The 18,779-nt window shown below is 43.9% G+C and carries 10 protein-coding genes, 1 tRNA gene, 3 rRNA genes and 1 other RNA gene; 10 read left to right on the plus strand and 5 right to left on the minus strand.

What is annotated here, in order from left to right; translation table 11 throughout:
- The first annotated feature begins 72 nt into the window (after positions 1–72).
- From DQN58_RS02415 to DQN58_RS02425, 3 genes are all read left to right on the plus strand, one after another.
- The gene (locus DQN58_RS02415; RefSeq protein WP_006719981.1) at positions 73–285 is read left to right on the plus strand and encodes a helix-turn-helix transcriptional regulator; all 213 of its coding nucleotides are present in this window, start codon (positions 73–75) and stop codon (positions 283–285) included.
- A 9-nt stretch (positions 286–294) separates the two neighbouring features.
- The gene (locus DQN58_RS02420; RefSeq protein WP_006719983.1) at positions 295–753 is read left to right on the plus strand and encodes a hypothetical protein; all 459 of its coding nucleotides are present in this window, start codon (positions 295–297) and stop codon (positions 751–753) included.
- 90 nt (positions 754–843) lie between these two features.
- Positions 844–1,551, plus strand: a complete 708-nt coding sequence (locus tag DQN58_RS02425) for a hypothetical protein (protein ID WP_155811794.1) — start codon at positions 844–846, stop codon at positions 1,549–1,551.
- A gap of 294 nt (positions 1,552–1,845) precedes the next feature.
- Here the strand turns inward: DQN58_RS02425 and DQN58_RS02430 are convergent, their stop codons facing one another.
- Together DQN58_RS02430 and ssrA are read right to left on the minus strand one after the other, a co-directional pair.
- Positions 1,846–3,099 (minus strand): integrase arm-type DNA-binding domain-containing protein, encoded by a 1,254-nt coding sequence (locus tag DQN58_RS02430; RefSeq protein WP_032998053.1) that lies wholly within the window; start codon positions 3,097–3,099, stop codon positions 1,846–1,848.
- A gap of 237 nt (positions 3,100–3,336) precedes the next feature.
- Positions 3,337–3,702, minus strand: a transfer-messenger RNA (tmRNA) gene (ssrA, locus tag DQN58_RS02435).
- A gap of 247 nt (positions 3,703–3,949) precedes the next feature.
- Here ssrA and DQN58_RS02440 point away from each other — a divergent pair.
- The 5 genes from DQN58_RS02440 (at position 3,950) to rrf (ending at position 10,041) form a co-directional block, all read left to right on the plus strand.
- Positions 3,950–4,585, plus strand: a complete 636-nt coding sequence (locus DQN58_RS02440) for a TfoX/Sxy family DNA transformation protein (protein WP_006719988.1) — start codon at positions 3,950–3,952, stop codon at positions 4,583–4,585.
- 381 nt (positions 4,586–4,966) lie between these two features.
- A 16S ribosomal RNA gene (locus tag DQN58_RS02450) occupies positions 4,967–6,506 on the plus strand.
- Positions 6,507–6,606: 100 nt separating this feature from the next.
- Positions 6,607–6,682, plus strand: a tRNA-Glu gene (locus tag DQN58_RS02455).
- A 200-nt stretch (positions 6,683–6,882) separates the two neighbouring features.
- A 23S ribosomal RNA gene (locus DQN58_RS02460) occupies positions 6,883–9,779 on the plus strand.
- Between the two features lie 146 nt (positions 9,780–9,925).
- Positions 9,926–10,041: ribosomal RNA gene (gene rrf / locus DQN58_RS02465) — 5S ribosomal RNA — on the plus strand.
- Together the 16S, 23S and 5S rRNA genes with 1 tRNA gene alongside form the textbook arrangement of a ribosomal RNA operon.
- 186 nt (positions 10,042–10,227) lie before the next feature.
- Here the strand turns inward: rrf and mutS are convergent.
- Together mutS and srmB are read right to left on the minus strand one after the other, a co-directional pair.
- Complete coding sequence (gene mutS / locus DQN58_RS02470) at positions 10,228–12,828, minus strand: DNA mismatch repair protein MutS (RefSeq protein ID WP_005715534.1); 2,601 nt, start codon at positions 12,826–12,828, stop codon at positions 10,228–10,230.
- Between the two features lie 28 nt (positions 12,829–12,856).
- A complete protein-coding gene (srmB, locus tag DQN58_RS02475; protein WP_005715536.1) occupies positions 12,857–14,185 on the minus strand; it encodes an ATP-dependent RNA helicase SrmB in 1,329 nt (442 codons plus the stop codon).
- Between the two features lie 89 nt (positions 14,186–14,274).
- On the opposite strand from srmB, the gene DQN58_RS02480 reads away from it, so the two are divergent.
- Positions 14,275–14,982, plus strand: coding sequence for a tRNA1(Val) (adenine(37)-N6)-methyltransferase (locus DQN58_RS02480; RefSeq protein WP_005715539.1), 708 nt, complete (start codon positions 14,275–14,277; stop codon positions 14,980–14,982).
- Positions 14,983–15,045: 63 nt separating this feature from the next.
- Here the strand turns inward: DQN58_RS02480 and pnuC are convergent, their stop codons facing one another.
- The gene (gene pnuC / locus DQN58_RS02485) at positions 15,046–15,729 is read right to left on the minus strand and encodes a nicotinamide riboside transporter PnuC (protein ID WP_032997720.1); all 684 of its coding nucleotides are present in this window, start codon (positions 15,727–15,729) and stop codon (positions 15,046–15,048) included.
- A 191-nt stretch (positions 15,730–15,920) separates the two neighbouring features.
- On the opposite strand from pnuC, the gene rapA reads away from it, so the two are divergent.
- Positions 15,921–18,779, plus strand: coding sequence for an RNA polymerase-associated protein RapA (gene rapA / locus DQN58_RS02490; protein WP_005715543.1), 2,859 nt, complete (start codon positions 15,921–15,923; stop codon positions 18,777–18,779).

Below are 18,779 nucleotides of genomic sequence, written 5' to 3' on the forward strand. Positions count from 1 at the left end.
TTTTATGTTGATCGTTTCATTTTTGTGGTGTAGCCTATTTTCATTGTTTATTAAATTTTTAAGAGGAATAAAATGAACGATAAAATTAAACTCCTTAGACCAAAAGAGGTTATTCAAAAGCTCAGTATTTCTAAAAGTACATTCTATGACTGGCAGAATAAAAAATCGAAAAGATATAGAAATGACTTTCCTAAGCCGCTCTCTATTGGTGCAAATTCTGTAGGTTATTTAGAAAGTGAAATTAATACTTTTATTTTAAATATGGTACATCGTAGATCTAAATAAGGAGATACTATGTCAAAACTAGTTGAATTAATGATTAATACACTACCAATGCTTGATACTCAATCTCAAGCATTAGCAAGACTTTTCTTAGAAAAGCAAGGTAAATGCGGCACTTATTTAGGTTCGGGAAAAACAATGGGGAGAGTATTTTCGGCTACATCTAAATGTGTGTTCTTAACTTGTACACCTTGTTACAATGAAAAATTATTGAAATTACAAAAAGAAGTGATAGCTAGTTTCAAATTGATTATCAAGAACCCTCGTATTCTTGATTTATTATCAGGTTTCATTCCCAGCAAAGATAATTCCTTGATTCAGTGGGTTGCGCGAAATAAAGCCAAATTATCTTATAAGCTAGATGATTTTAAAGCTGTTTTCTGCACGCTTTCTCCTGAAAATGTGATTGCTGCATCCACTTATCAATCTTTTGAAGAGATTAAAGAAAATATAAATCTTCTTTATGCTTAATTGGTTCATCATCTTGGATTGTTTTTATTACTAGATTGTAGATGTGCTGAACAAGATAACAGAATTAACACTCATGGGCATGCTATCATTTTGTTTGATAAAAACTTTAATTATTCAAATATTGGAAAGGATATTAGATTCAATACTAATGAAGCAATAAGAGTGCAACTGTCAAAAATTGGCTATCAAGAACAATCTAATACCCAATGGATTAATACTTACTATGATCTCTTGAGAATTATTGCTTACATTACTAAACCAAGAGAGAAGGAGTTTGAAGAAACCATAGATCCCTTTTCTTGGTTAAACGTTGGTTTATCCGTTCACTATGATCATACTCAAGATAATAAGCCACGCCGTTATCGGAATTATATCTTTAAAGATGCCTTGAAGGAGAGCAGAGCTGAAAATAACAAACACATTACGAACGAGAAGTTACATAATGAACTTGCGACACCAATGGATGAGAAAAAAGATGATCATATTCAGATAGGCAATTACAAGCGATCTCATTATTTGAATAAATTGAAAAAAGAAGTGGAATATTCCTATAAAAGAACAAGTAAGATTATTATTCCTGATGAAAAAATGAGTATTCTTGAAGCGGTTTATTTGTATGAAAAATCACCACATCAATTTTGCGATTGTGCGGAAAAGCTAGATAGAAGAAGGCTGGAAGCATTATCCGAAAAATTGAATATATCTACATCTAAAATTAAATCATTAATTATTACGCGGAAAAAATTCCGCTGGATAAAAGGAAAAAGAGGTAAATTTCAAAAAGTGTGGGTAAATTGAACTATATAAAATCTTGGGCCTGAGTGCAGTCAATTTTAGTAAAATTTGATTTTCTATAGGTAAACATCGCAAAAGAGAGAAGGCAATTATCAATCTTATAATTGCTTTCTCTCGTTAAATTACATAATGAATTTGAGTATTCACCACTCAATTTCTTACCACAAAATGAGCCAAAATTCGCAATTTAATCGTTGTTGAAATATGGCGAAAAAATCTTGCAAGTAACGTGAACAGGATTTACGAAAATCGGTTGCTAATTCGTAGAGAAATTGTGGTTTTTTAGTATTCAGCAGATTACGCATTAACAACTTTTAAATGATACTGCGGAATAGTTTCATGTGAGCATTGATCGATAAAATCTGCCCACGCTTGTAGTATAGTAAAACGCTGTTTAAGGTAATCACTTCGGTTGTATGCGGTATGAATGCGATCTTGATTGATATGAGATAACGCCACTTCAATCATATCTTTGTTATGATCTTGTTCATTCAGGTAAGTACTGGCAATGCTCCTTAATCCGTGAGCAACGAGTTTTCCGTGATAGCCCATACGTTTAATCGCAGCATTAGCGGTTTGCGTGTTGGTATGCGATTTTGGATTTCTTTCACTTGGAAAAAGATATTCTTTACCACCACTCAATTTTTTAATTTCCTTTAGAAGTGCCATTGCTTGGCGAGAAAGGGTAATTTTATGTTCTCGACCACGCTCATCTTGCTTAATCCCTTTTTGAATATAGATTGTCCAAATCTTAGATTTCTCATCAATATCTTCATAACGAGCCATAGCCGCCTCGTTAGGGCGTGTCATGGTCAGTAGTTGCCATAAAATAAGATAACGTGTTTGTAGCTTAATTTGAGCACGGTTTAAGGTCATCAGAAATTCAGGCAGATCTTCTGGACGGATCGTTTTAAAGTGTTCAACTGTAGGATTATCAAATTCTTTCGAAAGATTGGCTGTGGGATTATGCGAAATAATGTTGCGGTGCAAAGCAAAATCCATAATCTCATTCAACTTTTGAATAGAACGTCTAAGCGTTTCTAACGTGCCTTTATCTTGAAGTGTCTTAAATGCTTTCAAGGCTAAAGGTGCAGTAACTTGAGTAATCGGTAATTTATCAAAATGCGGTAATAAAATACGTTCAATCAGGCTTTTGACATCTTTTGCATAGCCCTCAGAGAAATTCTTGCGAGTTTTGCGATGTTCAAACCATTGCCAAGCGACGGCTTCAAATGTGTTGTTTAGCTCGTCTTGTTTTGCTTGTAGTTGATTAGCTCGATATTCGGCAGGATCAATATTTTGGGCTAGTAATGAGCGATATTCATCTCTTATTTTACGAGCTTGAGCAAGCGACAATTCAGGATAAATACCTAAACTGATATTTTTACGTTTTTTAGTGAAAGGATGGTAATAGTTAAAAATCCATAATTTAGAGCCATTAGTTTTAACTCTTAAGAATAGCCCACTCCCATCTGCAAGGTTGTATTCCTTTTCGGCAGGCTTTGCTCTGTCTATTTCGGTGTTCGTTAAAGATTTTGTTGTTCTTGGCATAGCTGAATCACCTGTCATTTAAGAAATATAAAAAGCGGTAAAAGCCTTGTAGCATAAGACTCTTAATGCTTGTAGTAACATCGACCTAAGTTATTTTATCATAGTGTTACTATCGATGTTACTAAAATCGTTGGATTAGGTCGGAATAGATAGGATTAAATAGGACAATAAAAAAGCCTTGGAGTGTTATGCGCCAAGGCTTTATCGGACTTTATTAAACTTGTTTGGAATTGGACTTGGTGGAGCTGGGGGGAGTTGAACCCCCGTCCGAAATTCCTCTACCGTCAGCACTACACGTTTAGTCAGTCTTTAAGTTTCGCTTAATCCTGCGGACAGACACGCGATAATTAAGCTAGTTTGATTCAATTTAATGCTTCGATCCTCAAACAGCGGCATCCACACGATCTCGTTTGGGTTTGACTCCGCTTTATCCCCGTCTTACGAGCGGAAGCTGGGGAGCGAAGGCTATGAGCAGGTTATTAAGCTGCTAAAGCGTATTGTTCGTCGTTTGCGACTATTTTTTTGCGGTTTATTTACGAGGCCTACCGCACCTCGACGTGCACCTCGGGCTTCGCTAATCCCGTCGAATCCAAAATCAGCCCCAAAAGTGTGTATAAGGATAGCAAAATACAGTAATAAAGGAAAGTAGGCAAAATAAACAGTGTATGCGAGATAAAGAATCGTGCGCTAATTTTTTACATATCTTATGTTTTTTAGCTGATATTTTAGTTAAAAAATTCTATTTTTTCGATCTACTTCACATTTTTGAATGTTATTAATGATATCTTTTTCTTAAAAAATAAAAAGTATGATATAACTAATTCACATAATAATAGTGTGAGGAAAAACTATGTGTAACACAAAACAAGAACTACGCAATGAATTTACTGAACTGATTGGTGAGGTAAGAGTTAAGAATTTGTTTACCGGTTATGGAATATTCCAAGAAGATGCCATGTTTGCTTTGTCCCAAAACGACGCAATTTTTGTTAGAGCCGAGGGAGAGTTGGTACCTTATTTGGAGAGGCTTGGGGCTGTTGCCTATTCACTCAATCCTAATAATATGAGTAAATTAGCTCTTTATCATTATTATCAATTACCTCCTTCAGTTCGTAAAAACAAAACTCTTTTCAAACAAGTCATTAACCTTTCTATTCAACAAATTAAAAGAAAAAAACTTTCTGAGAATTTAGCTAAAAAAGAGCGTATCAAAGAATTAGCTAATTTCACTATTAAGCATGAAAGGCTGTTAGCTAAAATTAATATTCATACAGTCAGTGATTTTAGAGCATTGGGTGCTATTCATAGTTATGTCAGATTAAAGAAATTAGGTATTCCTGCAAGTATTGATTTACTCTGGACATTTAGAGCTGCTTTAATGGATAAACACGTCAACTTGTTGACAGAAAAAGAAAAATCATCAACCCTTATTAAATTAAACCTTATGCTTGAAGCTAATGGGATGAGAAAAATCAAAGGGTGTTAGAGAATGATAAGGAAAGTGGCGTAATACATAAAACACCATTGTTGATCTAATGCTTGCAAGTTGGTTGAATGGTTTAAGATGTAATTTTTATTGTGCTTAAATTATTATCAATTAAAAAATATTTTGCAAAAAATTGAAAAAAGGGGTTGCAAGGCCATGATAAATGCCTATAATACGCCCCCACAACGACGCGCCGTTGTAAAGCATAAAACTGCGCGTCGTTTTTTGTTCTTTAACAATCAATCAGACAAACTGTGTGGGCACTTGAAGATTCGTTTTTATTATTAAGAATTTTAAAATTGAACTGAATAGTGCTACGAAAATTCGTTTATTTATATAGATGATTAATTAAGTCAGCAGTATTGAGCGATTAAACTTTTTGAACTGAAGAGTTTGATCATGGCTCAGATTGAACGCTGGCGGCAGGCTTAACACATGCAAGTCGAACGGTAACAGGAGAGAGCTTGCTTTCTTGCTGACGAGTGGCGGACGGGTGAGTAATGCTTGGGAATCTGGCTTATGGAGGGGGATAACGACGGGAAACTGTCGCTAATACCGCGTAGAGTCGAGAGACGAAAGTGCGGGACCGCAAGGCCGCATGCCATAGGATGAGCCCAAGTGGGATTAGGTAGTTGGTGGGGTAATGGCCTACCAAGCCGACGATCTCTAGCTGGTCTGAGAGGATGACCAGCCACACCGGGACTGAGACACGGCCCGGACTCCTACGGGAGGCAGCAGTGGGGAATATTGCGCAATGGGGGCAACCCTGACGCAGCCATGCCGCGTGAATGAAGAAGGCCTTCGGGTTGTAAAGTTCTTTCGGTGACGAGGAAGGCGTGATGTTTAATAGGCATCACGATTGACGTTAATCACAGAAGAAGCACCGGCTAACTCCGTGCCAGCAGCCGCGGTAATACGGAGGGTGCGAGCGTTAATCGGAATAACTGGGCGTAAAGGGCACGCAGGCGGCTATTTAAGTGAGGTGTGAAATCCCCGGGCTTAACCTGGGAATTGCATTTCAGACTGGGTAGCTAGAGTACTTTAGGGAGGGGTAGAATTCCACGTGTAGCGGTGAAATGCGTAGAGATGTGGAGGAATACCGAAGGCGAAGGCAGCCCCTTGGGAATGTACTGACGCTCATGTGCGAAAGCGTGGGGAGCAAACAGGATTAGATACCCTGGTAGTCCACGCTGTAAACGCTGTCGATTTGGGGATTGGGCCTTGAGCTTGGTGCCCGAAGCTAACGTGATAAATCGACCGCCTGGGGAGTACGGCCGCAAGGTTAAAACTCAAATGAATTGACGGGGGCCCGCACAAGCGGTGGAGCATGTGGTTTAATTCGATGCAACGCGAAGAACCTTACCTACTCTTGACATCCATGGAATCTTGTAGAGATATGAGAGTGCCTTCGGGAACCATGAGACAGGTGCTGCATGGCTGTCGTCAGCTCGTGTTGTGAAATGTTGGGTTAAGTCCCGCAACGAGCGCAACCCTTATCCTTTGTTGCCAGCGATTCGGTCGGGAACTCAAAGGAGACTGCCGGTGATAAACCGGAGGAAGGTGGGGATGACGTCAAGTCATCATGGCCCTTACGAGTAGGGCTACACACGTGCTACAATGGCGTATACAGAGGGCGACGAAGCCGCGAGGTGGAGTGAATCTCACAAAGTACGTCTAAGTCCGGATTGGAGTCTGCAACTCGACTCCATGAAGTCGGAATCGCTAGTAATCGCGAATCAGAATGTCGCGGTGAATACGTTCCCGGGCCTTGTACACACCGCCCGTCACACCATGGGAGTGGGTTGTACCAGAAGTAGATAGCTTAACCTTCGGGAGGGCGTTTACCACGGTATGATTCATGACTGGGGTGAAGTCGTAACAAGGTAACCGTAGGGGAACCTGCGGTTGGATCACCTCCTTACCAAAGATAGAATCGACTTTAAGTGTTCACACAGTTTGTTTGATGGTTGTAGACAAGGAAAGAACAAAATACTAAAGAGAAGAGAGCATCTTTATATGCTGTCCCCATCGTCTAGAGGCCTAGGACATCGCCCTTTCACGGCGGTAACCGGGGTTCGAATCCCCGTGGGGACGCCATTTAAAGATGATTTTTCATCTTTACTGTTCTTTAAAAATCTGGAAACAAGCTGAAAACGAGACTTTCAAGAAAGTCTGAGTGAGAGTGATTGATAAAAGGCGATTACTCTTAATTAACTGTTATTAATCGTAGTTGAAGTGTTTGAGGCTTATTGTTTAATGTTATTTAAATAATAAGGTAAGAATACTTGAGGTTGTATGGTTAAGTGACAAAGCGTACAAGGTGGATGCCTTGGCAATCAGAGGCGAAGAAGGACGTGCTAATCTGCGAAAAGCTTGGATGAGTCGATAAGAGGCGTTTAATCCAAGATGTCCGAATGGGGAAACCCAGTGGGTGAAGAACCCACTATCATTATCTGAATCCATAGGATAATGAGGCGAACCGGGAGAACTGAAACATCTAAGTACCCCGAGGAAAAGAAATCAACCGAGATTTTGTGAGTAGCGGCGAGCGAAAGCGAAGGAGCCTGTTAGTGATAGCGGAAGTATTAGAGGAATTGGCTGGGAAGCCAAATCGTAGAGGGTGATAATCCCGTACTCGAAAATACTTTTGTGGTACTGAGCTAACGACAAGTAGGGCGGGACACGTGATATCCTGTTTGAAGATGGGGGGACCATCCTCCAAGGCTAAATACTCCTGATTGACCGATAGTGAACCAGTACTGTGAAGGAAAGGCGAAAAGAACCCCGGTGAGGGGAGTGAAATAGAACCTGAAACCTTGTACGTACAAGCAGTGGGAGCCCGCAAGGGTGACTGCGTACCTTTTGTATAATGGGTCAGCGACTTATATTTTGTAGCGAGGTTAACCGAATAGGGGAGCCGAAGGGAAACCGAGTCTTAACTGGGCGAATAGTTGCAAGGTATAGACCCGAAACCCGGTGATCTAGCCATGGGCAGGTTGAAGGTTGGGTAACACTAACTGGAGGACCGAACCGACTAATGTTGAAAAATTAGCGGATGACTTGTGGCTGGGGGTGAAAGGCCAATCAAACCGGGAGATAGCTGGTTCTCCCCGAAATCTATTTAGGTAGAGCCTTGAGCGGACACCTTCGGGGGTAGAGCACTGTTTCGGCTAGGGGGCCATCCCGGCTTACCAACCCGATGCAAACTACGAATACCGAAGAGTGATACTCAGGAGACACACGGCGGGTGCTAACGTCCGTCGTGGAGAGGGAAACAACCCAGACCGCCAGCTAAGGTCCCAAAGTCTATATTAAGTGGGAAACGAAGTGGGAAGGCTTAGACAGCTAGGATGTTGGCTTAGAAGCAGCCATCATTTAAAGAAAGCGTAATAGCTCACTAGTCGAGTCGGCCTGCGCGGAAGATGTAACGGGGCTCAAATATAGCACCGAAGCTGCGGCATCAGACGTAAGTCTGTTGGGTAGGGGAGCGTTGTGTAAGCGGATGAAGGTTCATCGAGAGGTGGGCTTGACGTATCACAAGTGCGAATGCTGACATAAGTAACGATAAAACGGGTGAAAAACCCGTTCGCCGGAAGACCAAGGGTTCCTGTCCAACGTTAATCGGGGCAGGGTGAGTCGGCCCCTAAGGCGAGGCTGAAAAGCGTAGTCGATGGGAAACGGGTTAATATTCCCGTACTTGGATAAACTGCGATGTGGGGACGGAGCAGGTTAGGTTAGCGTGCTGTTGGATATGCACGTTTAAGTTTGTAGGTGGGAAGTTTAGGCAAATCCGGACTTCCTTAACACTGAGAGATGATGACGAGGCTCTACGGAGCTGAAGTAACTGATACCACACTTCCAGGAAAAGCCACTAAGCTTCAGGTTTATCTAAACCGTACTGAAAACCGACACAGGTGGTCAGGTAGAGAATACTCAGGCGCTTGAGAGAACTCGGGTGAAGGAACTAGGCAAAATAGCACCGTAACTTCGGGAGAAGGTGCGCCGGCGTAGATTGTAGTCCCTTGCGGGCGAAGGTTGAACCGGTCGAAGATACCAGCTGGCTGCAACTGTTTATTAAAAACACAGCACTCTGCAAACACGAAAGTGGACGTATAGGGTGTGATGCCTGCCCGGTGCTGGAAGGTTAATTGATGGTGTAATCGAAAGAGAAGCTCCTGATCGAAGCCCCAGTAAACGGCGGCCGTAACTATAACGGTCCTAAGGTAGCGAAATTCCTTGTCGGGTAAGTTCCGACCTGCACGAATGGCATAATGATGGCCAGGCTGTCTCCACCCGAGACTCAGTGAAATTGAAATCGCCGTGAAGATGCGGTGTACCCGCGGCTAGACGGAAAGACCCCGTGAACCTTTACTATAGCTTGACACTGAACATTGAATTTTGATGTGTAGGATAGGTGGGAGACTTTGAAGTAGTCACGCCAGTGATTATGGAGTCGTCCTTGAAATACCACCCTTTAACGTTTGATGTTCTAACGAAGATTGCGAAACGCGGTCTCGGACAGTGTCTGGTGGGTAGTTTGACTGGGGCGGTCTCCTCCCAAAGAGTAACGGAGGAGCACGAAGGTTTGCTAATCACGGTCGGACATCGTGAGGTTAGTGCAATGGTATAAGCAAGCTTAACTGCGAGACAGACAAGTCGAGCAGGTACGAAAGTAGGTCATAGTGATCCGGTGGTTCTGCATGGAAGGGCCATCGCTCAACGGATAAAAGGTACTCCGGGGATAACAGGCTGATACCGCCCAAGAGTTCATATCGACGGCGGTGTTTGGCACCTCGATGTCGGCTCATCACATCCTGGGGCTGAAGTAGGTCCCAAGGGTATGGCTGTTCGCCATTTAAAGTGGTACGCGAGCTGGGTTTAGAACGTCGTGAGACAGTTCGGTCCCTATCTGCCGTGGGCGTTGGAGAATTGATTGGGGCTGCTCCTAGTACGAGAGGACCGGAGTGGACGCATCACTGGTGTTCCAGTTGTCTCGCCAGAGGCATTGCTGGGTAGCTACATGCGGAAGAGATAAGTGCTGAAAGCATCTAAGCACGAAACTTGCCAAGAGATGAGTTCTCCCTGTCTTTAAGACAGTAAGGGTTGTTTAAGACTAAGACGTAGATAGGTGCGGTGTGTAAGTGTAGTGATACATTGAGCTAACGCATACTAATTGCCCGAGAGGCTTAGCCATACAACGCTCAAGTGTTTTTGGGGAGACCTGGAGCATGGAGCGAAGTAGAGTAGCAGTTAAGAGAAAGACGCAAAGAGAGAGTTGAGAGAAGGCTTGTTTTTAGATTAAGAAGACGTGAATAAGATAAGAGAGAAATCATAAAGAATATTGGCGGCGATAGTGCGGTGGGCCCACCTGACTCCATACCGAACTCAGAAGTGAAACGCCGTAATGCCGATGGTAGTGTGGGGCATCCCCATGTGAGAGTAGGTCACCGCCAAGCCTGATAGGAACCCCTGATGTGAGAGCATCGGGGGTTTTTGCTTTGGGGGCATAGGAAAGGAAAATAGAAAGCAAAGCGGAATATTTTAAATTAGAACCTGAGCTAGTATAACGGTTAGAGATAAAAGATAAGAAAAAACCGCACTTAGATTTTTTATCTAAAGTGCGGTTTTTTTCTTTCCTATTTTTACTGCTTTATCATTTTCTTTAACTGATACAAATAGGCCAATGCCTGTTTTGGACTTAATTCATCCGGATCTAATTCTTGTAACATATTCAATAACATCTCCTTATTTTCATCTTCTGCCTGATCAAATGCTAATTCACCTTGGCGTTGATTTAATAAACGCAGATCCTGAATCTGTTGGTTGGTGTTTTGCTGTGACAGTTTTTCTAATTGCGCCAGTTTTTGTTTGGCAAGCTTGATAACTTGTTGAGGCACACCGGCTAAAGCGGCAACAGCAAGACCGTAGCTTTTACTGGCTGCACCTTTTTGTACGGCGTGCATGAAAGCAATGGTGTCATTATGCTCAATAGCATCTAAATGAATATTACCGATACCTTGCACCTGTTCCGGTAGCACGGTGAGCTCAAAATAGTGGGTGGCGAATAAGGTTAAAGAACGGATTTTCTTCGCTAACCATTCAGCACAAGCCCAAGCGAGAGACAAACCGTCGTAAGTGGAGGTTCCGCGACCGATTTCGTCAATTAAAACCAAACTTTTATCCGTCGCTTGATGCAGAATATTCGCCATTTCTGTCATTTCCACCATGAAGGTTGAGCGCCCTGAAGCCAGATCATCAGAAGCACCAATGCGGGTAAAAATACGATCAACAGGGCCAATGACGGCACTGTCTGCCGGCACAAAACTGCCCATGTACGCCATTAAGGTAATCAGCGCCGTTTGGCGCATATAGGTACTTTTACCGCCCATGTTTGGGCCGGTAATAATGAGAAAATGTTGCTGTTCCGTAAGCGCTGTTGGGTTGGCAATAAACGGTTCTTTCAATACTTGCTCCACCACTGGGTGACGGCCATTTTGAATATGAATGCCCGTTTGTGCCGAGAAGGTCGGTGCCACATAATTCAGGCTTTCCGCCCGCTCCGCTAAATTGGTGAGCACATCCAATTCGGCTAATGCCAAACCGGTGAGCTGTAAGTTGCCCAAGTGCGGTAATAATTGGTCGAAAATTTCATCATATAACTGTTTTTCTAGCGCCAAAGAAGCCCCTTTTGCTTTCAGCACCTTATCTTCATAGGTTTTCAATTCAGGAATGATATAACGCTCGGCATTTTTTAAGGTTTGACGACGCACATAATGAATCGGTGCTTTATGGGCTTGCCCTTGGCTAATTTGAATGTAATAGCCGTGCACGGCATTGAAGCCGATTTTCAACGTATCAATACCGGTGCTTTCCCGTTCTCGTTGTTCCAAATCTTCTAAATAACGAGTTGCACCGTCGGCTAATTCACGCCATTCATCCAATTCGGCGTTGTAGCCCGCCGCAATGACGCCACCATCACGAATTAACACCGGTGGGCTGTCAATAATCGCTCGTTGTAACAGGTCAAATTGTGCAGAAAAATCACCTAGCTGCTGATAAAGTGCGGCCATTTTGGCGGATGTTTTTTCAGCCAACCGATTTTTTATATAAGGAATCTGCTCTAAAGCGGTACGCAAGCGGGTTAAATCACGCGGACGAGCGGTGCGTAACGCCACGCGTGCCAAAATACGTTCCATGTCACCCACTTGTTGCAAATAAGGTTGTAAATCCGCCACTAAATCCTGCTCTAAAATCGCCCCAATGGCTTGTTGGCGTTGCGTGAGTTTTTCTACATCGCAAATCGGTTGGTGAATCCAGCGTTTGAGCAGGCGACTGCCCATCGGGGTAACGCATTTATCCAACACAGCCGCCAGCGTGTTTTCCGTACCGCCCGCCAGATTTTGAGTGAGCTCCAAATTGCGACGGGTTGCCGCGTCCAACTGAATATTTTCGCTGTGTTGAATGAGATGAATGCTTTGAATATGCGGCAAGGCGGTGCGTTGCGTTTCGCGTGCGTATTGCAATAAACAACCGGCGGCACATAAGCCCAGAATCGCTTTTTCCACACCGAATCCGCGCAAGTCTTTGGTATTAAATTGATGGCAAAGCTGCTGAATGGCGGTTTTTAGCTCGAATTCCCAAATAGGGCGACGACGCAAACCCTTAGCGTGTTCGATGAGGTGAAAATCAGCAAAATCCTCACAATAAAGCAATTCTACCGGCGCGATGCGTTGTAATTCCGTTTGTAAATCCGCTTTGGATTGCGGTTCGCATAGCTGAAAACGACCGGACGTCATATCTAATGTCGCCAAACCGAAGTGATCATTTTCCTGATATACCGCGGCAATGAGGTTGTCTTGCCGTTCCGGTAACAACGCTTCATCACTCACCGTGCCCGGCGTGACAATGCGCACAATTTGGCGTTCAACGGGGCCTTTCGCTGTATTCGGATCACCGATTTGTTCGCAAATGGCGACGGACTCCCCTAACTGTACCAACTTCGCTAAATAGCCTTCCACCGCGTGATAAGGCACGCCAGCCATAGGAATTGGCTGCCCTGCAGATTGTCCTCGTTTGGTCAGCGAAATATCCAACAGTGCGGAGGCGCGTTTTGCATCGTCGTAAAACAGCTCGTAAAAATCGCCCATGCGATAAAATAACAAAATATCCGGATTCTCTGCTTTGAGTTGCAGATATTGTTTCATCATCGGCGTATGCTGTTCGAAATTCTCTTTTGACATCATGGCGTTATCTTATTCCGGCGATTGGCGATTATTGGGCGGTTTCTGTTGTTGAAGCACTTGGTTTACGGCGTTTGCCGATATTTTTACGATCTTGGTGGCGCTGTTTGGCTTTTTTATCTGCTTTTTTTTGTGCTTCGCGTTTTTCTAATTTCTTCTCTTTTTGTTTTTTGCTGACGGTTTTGATTTCGCCGTCTTTCGGCGCTTTGGTGCGCGGTTCCAAACCTTCAATCACACGTGCTTTCAGAATTTCTTGGGTATAACGCTTAATTTTGCCCAGCAGACGATAATCGTGTGCTTCCACGAAAGACACGGCGGTGCCTTTTTTGCCGGCACGCGCGGTACGCCCGATGCGGTGCAAATAAGTATCGGCGCTGTACGGTAAATCAAAATTCATAATGTGGCTAACATCATCAATATCGATACCGCGTGCGGAGACATCCGTGGAGACCAACACCGTCACCACGCCGTTTTTCAGTTTATCGATGGCATTATTGCGTTGGGTTTGCGCCATTTCACCTTCCAGATAGGTGCTGCGAATACCGCGTTTGCGCAAATTTTCCGCCAGTTCGCGTACATCTTCCCGACGGCGTACGAATACAATGCCTTTGCTCACTTGCTCTTGCTCAATGAAACGCGCTAATAATTTGAATTTATGCTCATTACTGTCGGCGTGATAATACCACTGCTGAATTTTCTTCCGCTCACGTCGGCTCGGTTCTGCATCAATTTTCACCGGCTCGTTTAACGTGCGGTCGGCAAAATCTTCCAATAAATCCCCTTCAAGGGTCGCCGAGAATAACAACGTTTGCTTACGCCAACGGGTTTCTGCCGAGATTTTCTCCGCATCTTGCCCAAAGCCCATTTGCAACATTCTGTCCGCTTCGTCAAAAATCAGAATTTCTACCGCGCGGCAATCAAAATTTTCTTCTTTAATGTATTGCAACAAACGCCCCGGGGTCGCCACAACAATGTCTTGATTTTTATTGAAAATCTCGCCGTGATTTTGATACGCCACACCACCGGTGATGGTCGCAATGCTGAGTTTGGTAAAGCAGGCAAGTTCTTCCGCCTGTTCCGCTACCTGCATGGCAAGTTCACGGGTTGGTGTAAGAATCAACACACGCGGCGCGCCCGGTTTACGGCGTGGATAATCCAACAAATGTTGAATCGCCGGTAGCAAAAACGCGGCGGTTTTTCCAGTGCCGGTCGGTGCCGACCCGAGGACATCAAAGCCCTCCATCGCGGCAGGAATGGTTTCCTGTTGGATGGCGGTAGGACGTTGGTAGCCTTTTTTCTGGAGGGCGTTGAGTAATTCAGGCGCGAGATCAAAATCTGCAAATTGAGTGAGGTTTGTCATTGGTATTTGTTGTTCATTAGCATTAAAATTGCGCCGAATTATACCGCACTTTACCGTTAAAGTGCGGTCCTTTTTGACGGTGTTTTTCGATGAGTAAGACGGGTTTTCGTTTTAAACAATTTCAGGTCAATCACGAGCGGTGTGCCATGAAAGTGGGGACGGACGGTATTTTATTGGGCGCGTGGGCGGATGTGACGCAGGCAAACCAGATATTGGATTTAGGTAGCGGCAGCGGCTTAATCGCCTTAATGTTGGCTCAACGCAGTTCTGCCGAAAGCCGAATTTGTGCCGTGGAAATTGATCACGCGGCGGCACAACAAGCCTGTGAAAATGTATTAATTTCACCGTGGAAGAATAAAATTCAGGTGTATCAGCAGGATATAGATAGTTTTTGTACTCAAACAGCAGAGCGCTTCGACTTGATTGTCGCCAATCCGCCCTATTTTCAAACGGGGGTAGATTGTCGTAATGAGGAGCGGAATACAGCCCGTTATTTTGCCGCACAAAGTCATTTACATTGGTTAGAGACCGCTGCTGCTTGCTTGGCACCCAAGGGAAAAATCAGTTTTGTGTTACCTTTTGACGCAGGAGAAACTTTGCTAAAAAGCACCGCACTTTATTGTGTTGTGCGTTGCGATGTCATTACTAAGCAAGGCAAAGCGCCACAACGTATGTTGTTGACCTTTGCCACACAACCACAAACATTGCTATATGACGAGTTGATTATCTACGACACCCAGAATCAATATCACGCCGATTTTGTTGCATTGACGCAGGATTTTTATTTGAACTTCTAAAAACACCATAAAAAAACACCGCACTTTCTTTAAAAGTGCGGTGTTTTTCTTTGTTTCTTAGGCCTATTTCATTAATTTCGTCCAGTTGTAATAACCGTATAACGAGTTCAGTAAATAGGCACTATACATTAAATACATGGCCGGGGTTTCCGCCCATAAGGCAATGGAAAGGATATTTAACAAAATCCATAAAAGCCATTGTTCACGGTAGCGTAAAATCATCAATAATTGGGCTGAAACAGTAATTACGGTAGTTAAACCGTCTAATCCTGTGGAGCTGCCGCCTGCCGCATTAAGGGCTTGCACGAACAATAACGTACCGACAATCACTGTGGTGGCAAGGATGAGCCAGCCTTGTAACGTCAACGATTTGGCAATTACGCTTTCTCCACCGCTCTTTTCTTGTTGCATATGGGTTTTCCACATGAAATAACCGATAAATTGCGCTGGAATATAAACATACAAGACGGTATTCATTTCGCCGATGAAATTCTCACCCCATGCTACATAGAAGTAAGTGTAGGCAAAAATCAGTCCGAACAGATAATTACTGATTTTCCCTTTACTGACAAACACCACGCAAATCACGCCTGTAATACCGGAAATCATGGCAAGCGGCGATTGTGGATCTAAGACAAAAGCAACAATTTGTGCGGCAATAAAGAGAAATAGCCAAAACACTTCAAAAGGTTTCCAGTCGGAAAAAAGTTCTTGTTTTATTTGATGTAAATACGGTTGTAGATTCATAGTCACCTCACAAATGGGATAAAGTGCGGTCATCTTAGGAAGTATTTTTTAGAATGTAAAGGATTTGCTACGTTTTTGTGTTGCTGATCACAAAAAAGATGTCATCACGTTAAACATGAATGGCATCGTGTCATTTCTTTTTCAGCGTAACAGGGCTAAAATAGCGCCTTTTTATCAATAGAGAGAACATCATGACTTTTGCGGTTGGGCAGCGTTGGATCAGTGAAACGGAAAATAATTTAGGCTTAGGAGTCATTCGTGCCGTGGATGTTCGGCAAGTGACAATTGATTTCCCTGCCGCACAAGAACAACGTATTTATGCGGTGAAAAACGCGCCGTTAAATCGTGTGCAATTTCGTATCGGTGATTTGATTCAACATGTAGAAAGTTGGCATGGCGAAGTGCTCAATGTGGCGGAAAATAATGGCTTGCTGTTCTATTTGGTACAACAAGAGGGCAAGGAAGACCGTGTCGTCAGTGAAATGGAGTTGGCTCATCGCATTTCTTTTTGCCGACCGCAAGAACGCCTGTTTTCCGCACAGATTGATCGTAACGACCATTTCGTGTTGCGTTACCAAGCTTTGCAATACCAAAAAGCGCAATTTCAATCGCCCTTGCGGGGCTTACGCGGTATCCGCGCTGGGCTGATTCCTCATCAATTACACATTGCGAAAGAAGCCGGGCGGCGTATTGCACCACGCGTGTTGTTGGCCGATGAAGTGGGTTTAGGTAAAACCATTGAAGCCGGCATGATTTTGCAGCAGCAATTATTTGCCGAAAAGGTACGCCGCGTGCTGGTTATTGTGCCGGAAACGTTGCAACATCAATGGTTGGTCGAAATGTTGCGTCGTTTTAATTTGTACTTTTCGCTGTTTGATGAAGAACGTTGCGCGGATTTTGCCGCGACAGAAGAGCAAGAAGAAGTGAATCCGTTTACCACCGAATCCATGATTATTTGTGCCTTGGATTGGTTGGTGCAAACGCCAAAACGGGTACAACAAATTTTGGCGGCCGGTTTTGATATGCTTATTGTCGATGAAGTGCATCATTTGGTGTATGACGAAGTCAATCCAAGTTTGGAATATCAGTTAGTGCAACAACTGACACAACAGATTCCGGCCGTGTTGTTACTCACCGCCACACCGGAGCAGCTTGGTCAGCAAAGTCATTTTGCCCGTTTGAATTTATTGGACCCACATCGTTTCCATGACTATCAGGCTTTTTTAAAGGAACAGCAAAATTACCAGCCGATTGCTGAAGCCACACAGGCATTACTGGATAATCGCCCATTAAATGTGGATGAAAAGCGCACGATTTCCTTGTTGTTGGCTAAGTCGATTAATTTTGAAACCGGCAATAAGGCGAAGTTAATTCAACAGCTTATCGACCGCCACGGCACCGGGCGTTTATTGTTCCGCAATACCCGTCAAAGTGTACAAGGCTTCCCGAAAAGGGTGTATCACCCCATTGCCTTATCTCAGCCGAAGCAATATGAAAATGCAGTGAAAACGCTCCTTGCCTTTGGTGAAAATCCGTTGCAATGCGCGCTTTATCCTGAACATTTTCTGCGAGAACTTAACGCCAATATGGCGTGGTGGGAATTTGACCCACGTGTGCAATGGCTCATCGATTTTTTAAAACAACATCGACAGGAAAAAGTGTTGGTGATTTGTCGTTATGCAGATACGGCAATTCAGCTGGAACAAATTCTGCGTGAAAAAGAAGGCATTCGTAGTGCGGTATTCCACGAAAAAATGTCTATTGTGGAACGCGATCGTGCGGCGGCGTATTTTACCCAACAAGAAAATGGTGCACAGGTGCTACTCAGTTCCGGGATCGGCTCTGAGGGGCGAAACTTCCAATTTGCCTGTCATTTGGTGCTGTTTAATTTGCCGGAAAATCCCGATTTGTTAGAGCAGTGCATCGGGCGTTTGGATCGCATTGGACAAACGCGAGAAATTCAAATTTATCAGCCGTATTTTGCCGACAGTGCGCAAGCGGTGCTGGCTGACTGGTATCATTTAGGCTTGAATGCTTTCAATGAAACCTGTCCGATGGGCGCCTTATTGTTCGAACAGTTTGCCGAAGTATTGCAAAAAACATTGAAGAATCCGACCGCACTTGACGCTCGTCAGGGCTTAATTGAGCGTACTCAAGAGGAACGGTTACGCCTGAAGCAGCTGTTGGAACAAGGGCGTGATTTGTTGTTGGAGCTTAACTCTAACGGTGGCGAGGCGGCGAAGCAGCTGGCACAAGACATTGCCGAGCAAGATGGTAGTCAGGAGTTAGTCAATTTTGCCTTGAATCTGTTTGATGTCATCGGTGTGGAACAGGAAGATTTAGGTGAGCAATCTATCGTCATCACGCCCACAGGAACGATGCTTATGCCCGATTTCCCGGGCTTGAAAGAGGAAGGTGTCACGGTCACTTTTGACCGTCAACTGGCGTTGGCACGCGAGGAGTTGGAGTTCCTCACTTGGGATCATCCGATGATTTACCACGGCATTGATTTAATCACTTCTGGCGACATTGGCAAAAGCACCGTGGCGTTGTTGGTGAATAAAAATCTGCCATCAGGCACGCTGTTACTGGAGTTGGTTTATGTGGTGGAAAGTCAAGCGCCACAAGGGTTACAATTAACCCGCTTCTTACCGCCAACACCGATTCGTCTGTTGCTGGATAATCGCGGTAATGATTTGGCGTCGCAGGTGGCATTTGACACATTACAACGCAAATTGAAGCCGATGGAACGCAATGTGGCGAATAAAATTGTGAAAATGTTGCGTCCGAGCATTGAAGGGTTGATTGCCCAAGGGGAGCGTTTGGTGGTGGCACAAAGTGAGCAAATTATCAATGCCGCACAGCAAGAAGCCGAGCAGCAATTGGATGCAGAACTCAACCGATTAATCGCGTTACAAAAAGTGAATAAAAACATTCGCGCCGATGAAATTCACACGTTAGAACGTCAACGCACCCAAATTTTACAGCTGTTACAACAGGCAACCTGGCGTTTAGATTGCTTGCGTGTGATTGTGAGCAATAAGGAATAA

Origin of the sequence: Aggregatibacter segnis ATCC 33393 (genome assembly GCF_900476035.1) — a bacterium.
GTDB classification, from domain to species: domain Bacteria; phylum Pseudomonadota; class Gammaproteobacteria; order Enterobacterales; family Pasteurellaceae; genus Aggregatibacter; species Aggregatibacter segnis.